Origin of the sequence: Nonomuraea jabiensis (genome assembly GCF_014204795.1) — a bacterium.
GTDB classification, from domain to species: Bacteria; Actinomycetota; Actinomycetes; order Streptosporangiales; family Streptosporangiaceae; genus Nonomuraea; species Nonomuraea jabiensis.
In genome coordinates, this window is record NZ_JACHMB010000001.1 from 4822277 (window position 1) to 4835642 (window position 13366).

A 13366-nucleotide genomic window follows, 5' to 3' on the forward strand; every position below is an offset into this window, starting at 1 on the left:
ATTTGATGAATTAGCCTTGGGGGCATGAACGCAGACATCTTGCGCATGCCGGGCGTCGACCTCTACTACGAGGTGCGCGGCAGCGGTCCGCTCCTGCTGATCTCGCAGAGCGGCGAGGGTGACGCCGGCCGCACCGTTGACCTGGTCGATCGGCTGGTGGACGCGTACACGGTGATCACGTACGACCGGCGCGGGCTCAGCCGCAGCACGGTCCCCGGCACCGGCGTGAGCGTGCGCGAGCACGCCGACGACGTGCACCGGCTGCTGGCCCACCTCACCGACCAGCCCGTGATCATGCTGGGGCAGAGCCTGGGCGCCTCCATCGGGCTGCACCTGGCCGTCGAGCACCCCGAACAGCTCGGCCTGCTCATCGCGCACGAGCCCGTCTCGCCGTGGCTGCTGCCCGAGGCCGAACGGGCCGAGCATCGCAAGGAGCTGGCCGAGCTCCAGTCGCTCTACCGCGAAGGCGGCCTGCCCGCCGCGATCGGCCAGGTGAAGCGGGTGCTCGGCATCACCGAGGACGCCGAGACCGACCTGACCCCGCAGCCCATGACGCCGCAACGGCAGGCGAACTTCGACTTCTTCATCCGCCACGACTTCACCGCCGTCGTCGAGGACGAGCTCGACCTGAGCGGGTGCCGTACCCGCATCCTGCCCGCGGCCGGGCACACCACGCCGCACCACGTCTTCGACCGCCGGTGCGCGGTCGAGCTGGCGGGGCTGCTGGGCACCGAGCTGGTGGAGTTCCCGGGCGGGCACAACGGCAACACCAGCCACCCCCGGGCGTACGCGGCCCGGCTCCGCGAGGTCCTCCACAGCGTCGGCTGAACCAGTGGGTGTCACCCCGAACCTGTACGCTTCCGCGCGTGTCCGAATTATCGGTTCCTGGCTATGAGATCAAGGGCGTTCTCGGCCAGGGCGGCTTCGGTGTCGTCTACCTCGCCCTGCAGTCGGCCGTGGGCCGCGAGGTCGCGCTCAAGGTCGACAACCGGGTGCTGCTGTCCGACCGTGACCGGCGCCGGTTCCTGCGCGAGGTCACGGCCGCCGGGGCCCTGTCCGGCCACCCGCACGTCGTGGCCGTCTACGACGCGGGGCTGCTGCCCGACGGGCGGCCGTACATGGTGCTCGAGCTGTGCCCGGGCGGGTCGCTGTCCGGACGCAGGCTCTCGCCGGTCGAGGCGCGTGACGTGGGCGTACGGATCGCCGACGCGCTGGCCGCCGCGCACGCGCAGGGCGTGCTGCACCGGGACGTGAAGCCGGGCAACATCCTGGTCGACCGGTACGGCCAGGTGGCGCTGTCCGACTTCGGGCTGGCCACCATGCCCGCGTCGGGCCCCGAGGCGTCGGTGACGCGCGAGTCCCTGACGCCGTCGTACGCCCCGCCCGAGGCGTTCGAGCTGGCCGAGCCGACCCCGGCCGGTGACGTGTACGCGCTGGCCGCCACCGTCTACGCGCTGCTGAACGGCCGACCGCCGCGCTTCCCGGAGAGCGGCGTGCCGAACCTGGCGATGATCCTGGCCCTGCACCGCCTGCCCGTTCCGGACATTCCCGGCGTGCCGCCCCAGTTGACCGCCGTGCTGCGCCAGGCGCTGGCCAGCGACCCGCGCGAGCGCACGCCCACCGCGCAGGCGTTCCGCGACGCCCTCGCCGCCGTCCCGCTCGGGCCCGCTCCCGCCCCCACCGGCGGACGGCACGCCGCGCCGCTGACCCCCTCCCAGCCGATGATGCAGCAGCTGAGCCGGCCGGGGCCGCCGCCGATGATGGGCTCGCCGGTCACCGGCCCGCCGCCGGGCGGCCACGCGGACACCGTGCCACCCGCCCGGCGCGGCACGTCGCGGGCGCTGGTCTCGATCGCCGCCGCGCTGGCCCTGGTGATCTCGATAGGCGTCGGCGTGGTCGTCTACACGTACGTCACCAGGGATCCGGGCGGCACGCAGGCGTTGTCCCCCAGCGCCTCGGCCTCCGCGTCCACGGCTGAAGAGCCGGAGAAGACCGTGTTCAAGGGGCTGAAGACGTACACGGACAACTGCCCGGCGAGCAAGATACGCGGTGGTGAGGCGGCGTGCGTGCAGGAGTCGGAGTGCTGGGGCGGCCTGGTCATCATCTCGGGCGACACGAGGGCCAGGCGGGTCGGGTGCGAGGAACGGCACTCGTGGGAGACGTTCGCGGTCGTCCCGATCCCGTCGGACGCCGAGACGTACGTGCAGCAGGACCTCGCCAAGCACCCCACGATCAAGCGGATCTGCAGCCGGGCGGTGCTCCTGGCCAGCAGGGTCGGCACGGCCAGGAACATCGGCGCGGCCGGCTGGATGGCGGACGTGATGCCGCCGTCGCAGGCGCAGTTCGAGAACGGCACGCGCTTCCTGCGCTGCATCGGCAGCCTGACCGGTCAGGAGCCGCGCCGGTCCCACTTCCACCGAGGTGCCTGACGGCTGTTCGGGACGGCTAGGCTGCCCGAATGGACTTGAAGGATCGGGTACGCGAGCTGCGCGCCGAGGGCCGCTCCCCGAAGGAGATCGCCAAGGCGCTGAAAGTGTCGCCGTCCGTCGTGGCGCCGCTGGTGCGGGCCATCGCCGCGGAGGCCACCGCCGCCGAGCCCGAGGTGGTCGGGTGCTGGATCAACACCGGCTGGAGCGAGGGGCTCACCGTCGACCCGGCCCGCGGATGGGTGGACGAGGCCCCCGGCGCGGGCGTGGGCGGCCTGGTGTCCGTGCTGGTCGCGCGGCGGCACACCTGGGACAGGATGGCGGTGGCCGGCTACCTCGCTGACGTCTACTGCCTCGGGGCGAAGAACGCGATCGGCCCCGACGTGCTCGACGACCTCGAGCTGAGCCGCTTCCGCCAGTACTTCTTCGGCGAGTACGCGGGTTTCCAGGAGGCGCCGATCGAGCTGGCCCGGCACCTGGTGTTCGGGTCGGTCGACTACGCGCGCACGCTCGGGTTCGAGCCGCACGACGACTTCGCTCCGGCGGCCGACCTGCTGGGCAAGTGGGAGGGGGAGGCGGCGATCACGTTCGGCCGTGACGGCAGGCCCTTCTACGCGCAGGGGCCGGGCGACGACCCGGCGAAGGTGCTGCGGACGCTGCGGCGCACGCTCTCCGACGAGGACTTCGACTACGTCACCGCAGGCCGGTGACGCGCATCGTGATGTTGAGGCGGCCGGAGGCCAGGCCGGTGGCGGGATCGCCGGTGCCCGGATGGACCTTCGGCACGCCGTGGTAGGCGAAGCGCGACGGCCCGCCGAACACGAACAGGTCGCCTGAGGCGAGCTCGACATCCGTGTACGGGCGGCCGCGCGTCTCGGTGTTGCCGAAGCGGAACAGGCACCGGTCGCCGATGCTCAGCGACACCACCGGGGCGTCGGACTTCTCGTCCTTGTCCTGGTGCATGCCCATTTTGGCCTGGCCGTCGTAGAAGTTGATCAGAGCGGTGTCGGGTTCGTAGGTGTCGCTGGGGCGACCGTACGCGTCGGCCAGAGCGCGCCGCCCCAGCTCGCCGAGCCACGCGGGGAACTCGGCCACCTGCCGGCCGTTCACGTCGTGGGCGATGCGCGTGTACCGGTACGGCTGCCAGTGCCAGCCCACGCACACCGTCCGGACCGACATCACGCCGCCCCGGGGCAGCACGGTGTGCCGGATCGGCACGGGCCCCATGGCCCATGCGCGGCACGCCTCGACCAGGTGGCGCTGCTCGTCCAGCGTCAGCCAGCCGGGCACGTGTACCGCGCCCGGCGCGATCTCCCGCTTCACGCTGTCTCCCGGCCCTTCCATGCCTGGTACGCCTCCGGCAAGCACCTCGAACACGGCCGGTACCCGGCCGCCACCGCGTCACCGGCGTCCGCGAAGAAGACACGATGCCGGATATATCCCCCGCGAGCGATGGCGCGCCGTGCCGAGGGGCAGTCCAGCCGCCCGTACAGCCGAGCCCCCCGATGCCCGCCCAGCGTGCCGGGCACCGGACTCGAATACGCGCGGCCGTCGGCCCCCACCAGCGTGTACGTCATTTCGCGTCGTGGAAGACGAGCCCCAGCGTATGCCGCAGCCCCGACCGTACGGTGCTCACTCCGTGCCGCACGGGGGAGGCCGACCAGCCCCGCGAGGAGCGCACGGGCCGGTCGCGCGTGGTGAAGATCAGCCCGTGCCCCTGCGGCAACAGCGTCACCGTCCCCCGCGACTGGGCCCGCGGCCGCTGCTCCACCAGCAGGAACTCGCCGCCGGTGTAGTCCTCGCCCGGCCGGTCCAGCCCGATCACGACCTGCAACGGGAACACCAGGTCGCCGTAGAGGTCGCGGTGCAGCGCGTTCCAGTCGTCCTGCTTGTAGCGCAGCAGGATGGGCGTCGGCCTGGTCTGCCCCGCTCTGTGGCACATGTCCAGCCACTCGTCGAGGTCGTCCGGCCAGGGCGCCGGCTGGCCCAGCTTGGCCGCCCAGTCGCGGGCGATCGGCAGCAGCCGCGGGTAGAACTCCGCCCGCAACTTCTCCACCAGGGGCGGGAACGGCCGGCTGAAGTAGCGGTACTGCCCGGCGCCGAACCGGTGCCGCTCCATGTCGATCGTGGACCGGAACAGCCCGACCTCGTCGTACAGGCCGGCGATCTCCTCGCACTCCGCGGGGGTGAGCACCGGCGGCGTCAGCGCGCACCCGTACGAGTTGACCTCTTCCGTCAGTTTCGCCCAGTCCATCTTGACCTCCTCCGTCAGCTTCGCCGCGTTCATCCGACGGCGCTCCAGAGCTGCGGCTGCAGGGCGCCTTCGAGCGTGAGCAGCTCGTGCTTGCGCTCGATGCCGCCCGCGTACCCGGTCAGCGTGCCGTCGGCCCCGACGACGCGGTGGCAGGGACGGACGACGAGCAGCGGGTTCGCGCCGACGGCCGCGCCGACGGCACGGATCCGGTCACGTGGCGCGCCCACCCGCGCGGCGAGCGCGCCATAGGTCGTCGTGGTCCCGTACGGCAGCTCCGCCAAGGCCGCCCACACCCGCTCCTGGAACGGGGTGCCGCGGGTGGCGAGTGGCAGGTCGAACGAGATCCGCTCGCCCGCGAAGTACTCGGCGAACTGCCGCTCGACCTCTTCGAACGCGGCCGGCTCCCACCGCAGCCCAGCCCCTCCACGCACGTCGAACGACACGCGCGTCAGCGCGGAGCCGTCACCGACGAGCAGGATCTTGCCCAACGGGCTTTCGATGATGCTGTGGATGTCCATACCTTCTTCAACACCGCCGGGCCTTCAAAAGTCAGCGATTTTCGGACATCGCAGCCCCCTCCCCAACTCCGCACCCTCCCCAACCCGCACCCCGACCTCCTCCGCCGCCCCCGGCCTCCGATCACAGCAGTCCCCGTCCTCAGCCCCCAGCGCCCTCAGCCCCCAGCGCCCTCAGCCCCCAGCGCCCTCACCCCCAGGTCCCCAGCGCCTCCACCCCCCAGGTCCCCAGCGCCCGCGCCTCCGGCCGCAGCAGCCCCCGTCCTGTGCGCCCCCGCTCCCGGTCGCGGCAGTCCTCGCCCCGAGTGCCCCCTCCGCCGAAGGAGCGCGGCCTGCGCCCGGTGGACGATCAATCGATCACGGGCGTACGCTCGGTGACCATGGCCGAGTCGCGCGAACACACCTTCACCGGCACCACGGGCCTCAACACAATCCGCGTGTGGCCCCACAGCCGGCCGCGCTACGTGGCCATCCTGATCCACGGGTACGGCGAGCACATCGGCCGCTACGAGTACGTGGCGGACCGGCTCGTCCGCCACGGCGCCGCCGTCTACGGCCTCGACCACATGGGCCACGGCAAGTCGGCGGGCGACCGCGTGCACATCGCGGACTTCGAGGACGTGGTCACCGACGTCTACTCCGTCGAGGAGCAGGCCAGGGACGACCACCCCGGCGTCCCGGTCGTGGTGATCGGCCACTCGATGGGCGGCATGATCGCGGCCCGCTACGCCCAGCGCTACGGCGACGGCCTGGCGGCGCTCGTGCTGTCAGGCCCGGTGATCGGCGAATGGGCGATCGTCCCGATCCTCCTGGCCCACGAGGAGCCCCCGGACGTCCCGATCGACCCGGCGACCCTCTCCCGCGACCTCTCGGTGGGCGCCGCGTACGCCGCCGACCCGCTGGTGTGGCACGGCCCGTTCAAGCGCGCCACGCTGGAGGCGTTCGCCACGACGCTGGCCACGATCGCCAAGGGCGGCCGGCTCGGCCCCCTGCCCACGCTGTGGGTCCACGGGGCCGACGACGAACTCGTCCCGCTGAACGGGAGCCGTCCGGGGGTCGAGGCGATCAAGGGTACGAACCTGACCGAACGGATCTACGAGGGCGCCAGGCACGAGGTCTTCAACGAGATCAACAAGGACGAAGTGCTGGACGACGTGACGGCGTTCATCGACCGGGCTATTTGACTGGCAGCCATACGTACCCCGAGCCCCGCGTACGGGTGAGCTCGATCTTCCAGCACCCCCGCTTCGGGAACACGAACCCCGTGCCCCACTCCTCGCCGGGTTTATGCCAGTTCGACCCACCGTGCTCCTCGGGACCCCAGGCGAGCTTGGCAGGCGTACCGTCAGGAAGCGTCGCCTTCACCCGCAGCGGCCCCTCACCCGTCATCCGCCACACGATCTTGACCTCTTCGCCCCGCGCCAGCGGCGGACCCGCCGCGAACAGCAGCCCCCACAACTCCGCCCCCTGCCCCACCCCGCGCACCTCGGGAAACCCTCCGGTGAAGAACACCGAAGTCCCGCCACACGCAGCCCTGGTAGCCGTCGGACTCGGGCTTACGGCGCTCGGGCTTACCGGGCCGGGACTCGCGGAGCCGGCACCTTGGGAACTCGGGACGGCCGACCCCGCCACACCACCAGGAACCTCGGCCGAACACCCGGTGACCACCACCAGCGTCACCATCATCAACCACTTCATACAACCTGTACTCCCGGCGATACCAGGAGGTTCCGGCTAGGAAGCACCGAGCACCGGCAGCATGAGCCACGAACCATCCAGGAAGATCTCGAACCGCGTGGGCCGGGTCCGCACGGCCTGCCCCACCGGCTCACCAGTGCCGTGGTTACGTGCGAACCGAGGGAACGCCCCGCCCGCCACCTGCACCCGCAGCCGGTGCCCCCGCATGAACCGGTACCCCGTCGGATGCAGCTCGATCTCGGCCGCGACCACCCCCTCGCTTCCCGGGGGCAGCCGCAGGATCCCGTCCGTGACATTGCGGGAGACACCGGCCGCGTCGACGTCGCAGAGCCGTACGAAGAGATCGGCATGGCCGGTGTCGGTACGGACGCGCACGGTCGCGGAGACGGGGCCGACCAGGTCGAGATGGCGGGAGAGCGGCGCCCCGGTGTAGACGAGCACGTCGGGCCGGGCCTCGATGTCCCGGTTGTCGCGCTGCCTCGCCTCCTTCATGTCGAGCAGCGGCCCACCGACCGACCGCGTGGGACGAGCGGGATCGTACGTGAACGTACCGTGACCACGTCCCGGCCACCGCTCTCGTCGGTCGCTCCCGGGGCCACGTCGCCACCACCAACCTCCCCCCTCGCCCCGGTGAACCTCCCCAAATCGACGTCGGCCCCTTGCAACGCCACGAAGTCACGCAGTTGCGCGGGCAGGAACAGATCCCACCAGCCGGTGACCATGCTGATCGGAGCGGTCATCTTGGCCACCGCCGCACCGTTCTCGGTGTCGCTCCAGAACCCGTCTCCCGGCCCGGCATGCGAGGCCACCTCACGCAGGAACGGAACCGCCTTCCCGATCGCGGCCAGGTCGGACGTACCGATCGGCACGTGCGCCATGGCTCGCCGCAACCGGCGGGCCCGGCGCGGGTTGGGCAGCAAGCCGCCCAACCAGGCCTCCTCCTGGGTGCCGATCAGCGCGGACCAGGTCAGCAGGTTGTGCAGGGACAGCACCCCGCCTGGATAGAACGTCGTGGTGAACTCGCTAGCCGTAACCCCCAGGCACATCGCCTCCAGCGGCGGATCGAGGTACGGCCCGACCGCCCACTGCGTGTATCCCAGGTAGCTGGACCCCGCCGTCGCCAGCCGTCCGTCGCACCACGCCTGCTCGCGCAACCAGGCGGCCGTGGCCAGCCCGTCCTCCCTCTCCTGGTGGAAGGCCGCGAACCGCCCACCGGACCCGAACGTGCCGCGCACGTTCTGCACCACGACCTGCATGCCGCGCCTGGCCAGCAGGCGGCCGGTGCCCTTGACGTCGAGCTTGTGCTTGCCGTACGGAGTCCGTACGAGCACCACGGGCAGCGGTCCCGCACCGCGCGGCCGGTAGCGGTCGGCGAGCAGCACCACACCATCGGGCATCGGAACGCGCAGGTCGTGGGTGACCTCGATGTCGGGCGTCGTCGCCTCGGGCAATCCCAGGACACGGTCGAGCAGTCCGCTGAGCAGGCCCATGGCAGATCTCCCCTTCGGCTCCGGCCCTCAAGCGTACGCGGGGCCGATGATTTTTCCCCGGTACGCGGGTCTGCATGAGAGAGAGGAGGCGATATGTGCGATCAAGACAAGGCACTGGCGGCGGGGGTTGCGCTGCTGGAACGGGCGATCGACTACGCGCTGGGCAGCCTCCGAGTCATCACCCCGGCCGCCCTGTGCCGTCCCACTCCCTGCACGGGCTGGAACCTCCAGCACCTGCTCGACCACATGGCCGACTCACTCCAAACCCTGAACGACGCCGCCTCCGGCCACATCCCCCCGCCACCGAGGCAAACCCCCTTCATCCCCATCCCCACCCCAAGACCCCCATCACCACGCAACCCACCCACACCGATCGCCCAGAGCCAGACCATCCCCACACCGACCGACGGCAGCGGCGCCCCTCCCCGCCGCACCCTCCTCGGGCCAGTCGCCCCCTTATCCGGCGCTACAGCCAGCTCCCCACCCTGCTCCAGCACGCGCAGTTCGGCCGCATCGGCGTCGGATGGAGGGGACGGCGGCTCAGGTCTTTGCAGGTCGGCGGCACTCGCGTCCGGTGGTGTGGGTGGCCTGTCTTCGTGCTCCGATATCCACCGGTCAGCCGTATCGGCGCTCCTTCTCAGGGACCGTGCCACAGAGGTGCTGGGTGTGTGGGTGGGCGCGGTGAACCATCCCGGGATGGTCTCCATAGCCGATCGTCACCTGACCGCCCCCATGGTGGCCGCCGCGGGAGCGATCGAGATCGCCGTGCACGGCTGGGACGTGGCCAGAGCGTGCGGTGAGCAGCACCCGATCCCGGCCCTCATGGCCGAGGAACTGCTGGACCTGGCCCATCTTTTCGTCACGGACGTTGACCGGCCGCACAGGTTCGCCCAGCCGAGGACCGTGCCCTTGCGCAGCTCAGCCCAGGACTACCTGCTGGCCTATCTCGGCCGTGACCCGAATTGGCCAACAGCCTTCTGACCAGCTCAACAATCCCCACCTCAAAGACAGAACAATCCACCCCATCCAGCATTTCCCGCTCACACGCCGTACGATCACCCTGTACCGGAACTACGTCGGGGATACCGACCACGGAGCCCAGCACACGTCCGGCCGGTCGTCAGCGGGGCGGCGACACCTGGTCGCCGTGACCCGGCCGACCAACGTGGTGGCGACGACCGTTCTTCGTGCGGCCGTCGCCACCACCACGCCTCGCGATTCCTGCCCAACGTGAACGCACGCCTGAGGTTGCATCCGGGGCCGGGCGTCGGGCGTCAGGGGCAGGAAGCCGGGGCAGAAGCCGGGGGGATCAGGCGGCAGGGGTGGGGTGGGGCTTCAGGTGTCGTTCTGGAGGACTTCCAGGAGTGACTCGCCGTACTTTGCCAGCTTGTTTTCTCCGACCCCGTTGATCCTGCTCAGCTCCGACAGTGAGGACGGTCGGGTGGTGGCGATCTCTCTGAGGGTCGCGTCGTGGAAGATGACGTACGCGGGCACGCCCTGCTCCTTCGCGGTGGCGCCCCGCCACGATCGGAGCCGCTCGAAGAGTGGGGCTGCTTCGGCGGGGAGCTCGGCCGCCGCCTGGGCTTTCGATGAGGCGGCCACCTTGGCGCGGGTGGGGCGTAGGGTGTCGCGGCGCAGCAGCACCTCCCGCTGTCCTCGTAGCACCGAAGCGCTGTCGTCCGTCAGCACCAGCGCTCCGTAGTCGGACTCGACGGCCAGCAGGCCCTGCGCCAGCAGTTGCCGTGCCACCCCGTGCCACTCCGCGTTGCCCAGGTCGGCGCCCACTCCGAACACGGTGAGGGTCTCGTGGCCGTGTTGCAGCACCTTGGCGGTCTTCTTGCCGAGCAGGATGTCGACCACCTGCCCCACCCCGAACTTCTGCCGCCGCTCCCGCGCCAGCCGCAGCACCGTCGACAGCATCTTCTGGGCGGGGACGGTGCCGTCCCAGGACTCGGGCGGACTCTGGCAGGTGTCGCAGTTGCCGCATGGTTCGGCGCCCTTCTGGCCGAAGTAGTCGAGCAGCATCACCCGGCGGCACCCCACGGTCTCGCACAGCGCCAGCATGGAGTCGAGGTGGACCGCCTGGCGGCGGCGGTGGGCCTCGTCGCCTTCCATGGCCATCCGCCGGTGCTGGACGACGTCCTGGAGGCCGTACGCCATCCACACCGTGGCCGGGAGGCCGTCACGGCCCGCGCGCCCGGTCTCCTGGTAGTAGCCCTCGACCGACTTGGGCAGGTCGAGATGGGCGACGAAGCGTACGTCGGGCTTGTCGATGCCCATGCCGAACGCGATCGTGGCCACCACGATCAGCCCGTCTTCGCGCAGGAAGCGGGACTGGTGGGCGGCGCGGGTGCGGGCGTCGAGACCCGCGTGGTACGGCACGGCGGCGATGCCGTTGTCGACCAGGAACTCGGCGATCTTCTCGACCGAGGAGCGCGACAGGCAGTAGACGATGCCGGAATCGCCGGGGTGCTCGGTGCGCAGGAACTCCAGGAGCTGCCGTTTGGGCTCGCTCTTGGGCGTGATGCGGTAGTGGATGTTGGGCCGGTCGAAGCTGGCGACGAAGTGGCGGGCCTCGCTCAGGCCGAGCCTGGAGGAGATCTCGGCGTGCGTGGCCGGGGTGGCCGTGGCGGTCAGCGCGATGCGCGGCACGTCGGGCCAGCGCTCGTGCAGCGTGGACAGCTCGAGGTAGTCGGGCCGGAAGTCGTGACCCCACTGCGCCACACAGTGGGCCTCGTCGATGGCGAACACCGAGATCTCGCCCTTGGCCAGCAGGCGCAGCGTGGCGTCCAGGCGCAGGCGCTCGGGGGCGAGGTAGAGGAGGTCGAGCTCGCCGGCCAGGAACTCCGACTCGACCAGCTGCCGCTCGTCGAAGTCCTGCGTCGAGTTGAGGAACCCCGCGCGTACGCCGAGCGCCCGCAGCGCGTCGACCTGGTCCTGCATCAACGCGATCAGGGGTGAGATGACGACCCCCACGCCTCGGCGGACCAGGGCGGGGATCTGGTAGCAGAGTGATTTGCCGCCGCCGGTGGGCATGAGCACGAGCGCGTCGCCGCCGGCCACGACGTGTTCGATGATCTCCTGCTGCCCCGCCCTGAACGAGTCGTAGCCGAATACGCGGTGCAGAACGTCGGTGGGGGTATCCATGTGGCTACCTTACGTGTTCGCGGGTGAGCGTTTCGTGAGTTCCGCCGACGGCGATCGGGGGCTCCAACGCGCTCGGCTTCGCATCCTCAGTTTGCCCGACGGTGATCGGTCCGTAAGCCGCCCTTGTTCTATGCTCTCCGCTCTGCGCCGTTCGTGATCCGGCCCATGGTGAGGGCTGGGGCCCTCAAGGGTCTCATCGAGGGAGGAGGCGGCGGTCCTTCAAGGGGCCTTGAGGGGTCCTTCAAGGGGGTTGGTGGCGGGTCGCGGGATGGCCGCTGGGTGTGCCTTGGGCATGGTGAGGGGTTGGTGAAGTTCACGGGGTGGCCGCTGGCTGTGGCCTGGGCGTGGTGAGGTGGCGTGGGGTGAGGTCGCCAGTTGGGCATGGCTGCGCGCTGGGCGTGGCCGGGCTTGATGGCGGGCGCGGGTTGGCGTGGCGCGGTAGGTGATGGGGCGCGGCGTGGCCGCTGAGTTGGCGGGTGGGCATGGCCGGGCTTGACGGCGGGACACATCTGGCCGTGGTGAGGGTTGGTGTGGGGCGCGGAGGTGCGTGTGGCTTGGGCGTGGTGAGGCTGTGAGAGGGGCCGGGGGAGAGCGCTGGGGTGAAGGACGCGTGGTGGGTTAGGCGGCGGCGGGGGTGGGGTGGGCGTTGCGGTGGTAGGCGATCAGGGAGAGGGCGCCGAGGGCGCAGGCGGCCGCCACTGCTCCCATCACCGCCGGATACCCCGCGACCTGCGCGATCCCCGCCGCCAGCAGCGGTGCGACGGCCTTGGCGGCTGTGATGGGGAGCGCGAGTGCTCCGCTCAGGGACGCGTACGCTCCCGTGCCGTACCGGTCGGCCAGCAGCGCCGGGCGGGCGATCGTGCCCACGCCGAACCCCAGCCCGAACAGCACCACCCCCGCCACCGCCCCCGCCGTGCTCCTCCCGACCAGCGGCAGCAGTACGGCCGCCAGCCCCTGCACCCCGAACATCACCGCCGTGATCAACGCCACCGACCAGCGGCCCTGCAGGCCGGTGGTGACGAGCCGGCCGGTGACCGACAGCACCCCGAGCAGGCCCGCGACGCTGGCGGCGAAGACGGGGGCGTGGCCGAGGGCGATCAGGTACGTGACCAGCAGGACGCCCATGACCGACACCGCGCCGGTCTGGGTCAGGAAGGCCGCCGCCAGCAGCCAGAAGGGACGTTCGCGCAGGGCCGCCCCGACGACCTCGCGCCGGTTCACGTGCGGGGGCGCGGACCGGCTCCGTACGGCCAGGGCGTGCAACGGCACGGAGGTCAGGGCGTATCCGGCGGCCAGGATGACCAGGGCCTGGCGCCACCCGTACAGGTCCACGAGGAAGCCCGTCAGCGGCAGGAAGATGCTGGACGCGAAGCCTGCCACGACGGTCACCGCGAGTAACGCCCGCGCCCGCCGGGTCGCGTCGAACCAGGCCACGATCACGGCGAAGGCCGCCTCGTACAGCACCATCGCCGACGCCACGCCCAGCACCCCGCAGACCAGGTACAACTGCGCCACAGAGCGCACCTGCGACCACGCCAGCACCGCAAGCCCGCCCAGCACCGAGCCGAGGGTCATGAGCCCGCGCCCGCCGTGCCGGTCGAGCCAGCGGCCGATGAGCGGGGCCGCGACCCCGGACACCAGTACGGCCAGGGTGATCGCTCCGGTGAGCTGCGCGATCCCGGCGTGGAGGTCACGGGACATTGGCGGGATGAACACCGAGAAAGCGTAATAAAGCACGCCATATCCGGCGGTTTGCGTGATCGAGAGAGCGCCGATCATCCACATGGGGGACTTCGGCACGGTGGCGTCGATCACTCCAGGATCGTTCCCGTTCAC

At 71.0% G+C, this 13366-nt stretch carries 13 protein-coding genes and 1 pseudogene; 5 read left to right on the forward strand and 9 right to left on the reverse strand.

The window, feature by feature from the left end:
* Positions 1–24: 24 nt before the first annotated feature.
* Genes HD596_RS22275 through HD596_RS22285 form a run of 3 tightly spaced genes read left to right on the forward strand, consistent with a single transcriptional unit; the run spans position 25 to position 3136 of the window.
* Positions 25–828, forward strand: a complete 804-nt coding sequence (locus HD596_RS22275; RefSeq protein ID WP_185071270.1) for an alpha/beta fold hydrolase — start codon at positions 25–27, stop codon at positions 826–828.
* Between the two features lie 38 nt (positions 829–866).
* The gene (locus HD596_RS22280) at positions 867–2429 is read left to right on the forward strand and encodes a serine/threonine-protein kinase (protein WP_221519457.1); all 1563 of its coding nucleotides are present in this window, start codon (positions 867–869) and stop codon (positions 2427–2429) included.
* Between the two features lie 29 nt (positions 2430–2458).
* A complete protein-coding gene (locus HD596_RS22285; protein WP_185071272.1) occupies positions 2459–3136 on the forward strand; it encodes a helix-turn-helix domain-containing protein in 678 nt (225 codons plus the stop codon).
* Here HD596_RS22285 and HD596_RS22290 read toward each other — a convergent pair.
* The 4 genes from HD596_RS22290 to HD596_RS22305 are packed head-to-tail and all read right to left on the reverse strand — an operon-like array spanning position 3120 to position 5198.
* The gene (locus HD596_RS22290; RefSeq protein WP_185071273.1) at positions 3120–3770 is read right to left on the reverse strand and encodes an alpha-ketoglutarate-dependent dioxygenase AlkB family protein; all 651 of its coding nucleotides are present in this window, start codon (positions 3768–3770) and stop codon (positions 3120–3122) included. The genes HD596_RS22285 and HD596_RS22290 overlap by 17 nt on opposite strands.
* Positions 3746–4003 carry an Ada metal-binding domain-containing protein gene (locus HD596_RS65695; protein WP_185071274.1) on the reverse strand — a complete coding sequence of 86 codons (258 nt, stop codon included), beginning with the start codon at positions 4001–4003 and terminating at the stop codon, positions 3746–3748. Before HD596_RS65695 ends, HD596_RS22290 begins: the two co-directional genes overlap by 25 nt.
* Complete coding sequence (locus tag HD596_RS22300; RefSeq protein ID WP_221519458.1) at positions 4000–4713, reverse strand: 2OG-Fe(II) oxygenase; 714 nt, start codon at positions 4711–4713, stop codon at positions 4000–4002. The genes HD596_RS65695 and HD596_RS22300 overlap by 4 nt, the downstream gene beginning before the upstream one ends.
* Entirely contained in the window at positions 4710–5198 is a 489-nt protein-coding gene (locus HD596_RS22305) for a methylated-DNA--[protein]-cysteine S-methyltransferase (protein ID WP_185071275.1), read from the reverse strand. The genes HD596_RS22300 and HD596_RS22305 overlap by 4 nt, the downstream gene beginning before the upstream one ends.
* A gap of 377 nt (positions 5199–5575) precedes the next feature.
* Here HD596_RS22305 and HD596_RS22310 point away from each other — a divergent pair, with 377 nt between their 5' ends.
* A complete protein-coding gene (locus HD596_RS22310) occupies positions 5576–6379 on the forward strand; it encodes an alpha/beta hydrolase (protein ID WP_185078642.1) in 804 nt (267 codons plus the stop codon).
* Here HD596_RS22310 and HD596_RS22315 read toward each other — a convergent pair.
* From HD596_RS22315 to HD596_RS22325, 3 genes and pseudogenes are all read right to left on the reverse strand, one after another.
* Positions 6372–6707, reverse strand: a complete 336-nt coding sequence (locus tag HD596_RS22315) for a hypothetical protein (protein WP_185071276.1) — start codon at positions 6705–6707, stop codon at positions 6372–6374. The genes HD596_RS22310 and HD596_RS22315 overlap by 8 nt on opposite strands.
* A 222-nt stretch (positions 6708–6929) precedes the next feature.
* Positions 6930–7397, reverse strand: a pseudogene (locus HD596_RS22320) (CocE/NonD family hydrolase); the annotation flags it as partial.
* Entirely contained in the window at positions 7382–8383 is a 1002-nt protein-coding gene (locus HD596_RS22325; RefSeq protein ID WP_221519459.1) for a CocE/NonD family hydrolase, read from the reverse strand. The gene HD596_RS22325 and the pseudogene HD596_RS22320, both read right to left, overlap by 16 nt.
* Positions 8384–8476: 93 nt before the next feature.
* Here HD596_RS22325 and HD596_RS66260 point away from each other — a divergent pair, with 93 nt between their 5' ends.
* Positions 8477–9364 (forward strand): maleylpyruvate isomerase N-terminal domain-containing protein, encoded by an 888-nt coding sequence (locus HD596_RS66260; RefSeq protein WP_185071277.1) that lies wholly within the window; start codon positions 8477–8479, stop codon positions 9362–9364.
* 354 nt (positions 9365–9718) lie between these two features.
* Here HD596_RS66260 and recQ read toward each other — a convergent pair whose 3' ends face one another.
* Both recQ and HD596_RS22340 read right to left on the reverse strand, forming a co-directional pair.
* Complete coding sequence (gene recQ, locus HD596_RS22335) at positions 9719–11530, reverse strand: DNA helicase RecQ (RefSeq protein WP_185071278.1); 1812 nt, start codon at positions 11528–11530, stop codon at positions 9719–9721.
* A gap of 618 nt (positions 11531–12148) precedes the next feature.
* Positions 12149–13315, reverse strand: a complete 1167-nt coding sequence (locus HD596_RS22340; protein ID WP_313047567.1) for an MFS transporter — start codon at positions 13313–13315, stop codon at positions 12149–12151.
* Positions 13316–13366: the final 51 nt, after the last annotated feature.

What these genes read in the sequence shown, in the direction of transcription:
- HD596_RS22285 (WP_185071272.1), top strand. Translation starts at nt 2,459, where the DNA reads ATGGACTTGAAGGATCGGGTACGCGAGCTGCGCGCCGAGGGCCGCTCC.
- HD596_RS22305 (WP_185071275.1), bottom strand. Translation starts at nt 5,198, where the DNA reads ATGGACATCCACAGCATCATCGAAAGCCCGTTGGGCAAGATCCTGCTC.
- recQ (WP_185071278.1), bottom strand. Translation starts at nt 11,530, where the DNA reads ATGGATACCCCCACCGACGTTCTGCACCGCGTATTCGGCTACGACTCG.
- HD596_RS65695 (WP_185071274.1), bottom strand. Translation starts at nt 4,003, where the DNA reads ATGACGTACACGCTGGTGGGGGCCGACGGCCGCGCGTATTCGAGTCCG.
- HD596_RS22310 (WP_185078642.1), top strand. Translation starts at nt 5,576, where the DNA reads ATGGCCGAGTCGCGCGAACACACCTTCACCGGCACCACGGGCCTCAAC.
- HD596_RS22325 (WP_221519459.1), bottom strand. Translation starts at nt 8,383, where the DNA reads ATGGGCCTGCTCAGCGGACTGCTCGACCGTGTCCTGGGATTGCCCGAG.
- HD596_RS66260 (WP_185071277.1), top strand. Translation starts at nt 8,477, where the DNA reads ATGTGCGATCAAGACAAGGCACTGGCGGCGGGGGTTGCGCTGCTGGAA.
- HD596_RS22300 (WP_221519458.1), bottom strand. Translation starts at nt 4,713, where the DNA reads ATGAACGCGGCGAAGCTGACGGAGGAGGTCAAGATGGACTGGGCGAAA.
- HD596_RS22290 (WP_185071273.1), bottom strand. Translation starts at nt 3,770, where the DNA reads ATGGAAGGGCCGGGAGACAGCGTGAAGCGGGAGATCGCGCCGGGCGCG.
- HD596_RS22275 (WP_185071270.1), top strand. Translation starts at nt 25, where the DNA reads ATGAACGCAGACATCTTGCGCATGCCGGGCGTCGACCTCTACTACGAG.
- HD596_RS22340 (WP_313047567.1), bottom strand. Translation starts at nt 13,315, where the DNA reads ATGTGGATGATCGGCGCTCTCTCGATCACGCAAACCGCCGGATATGGC.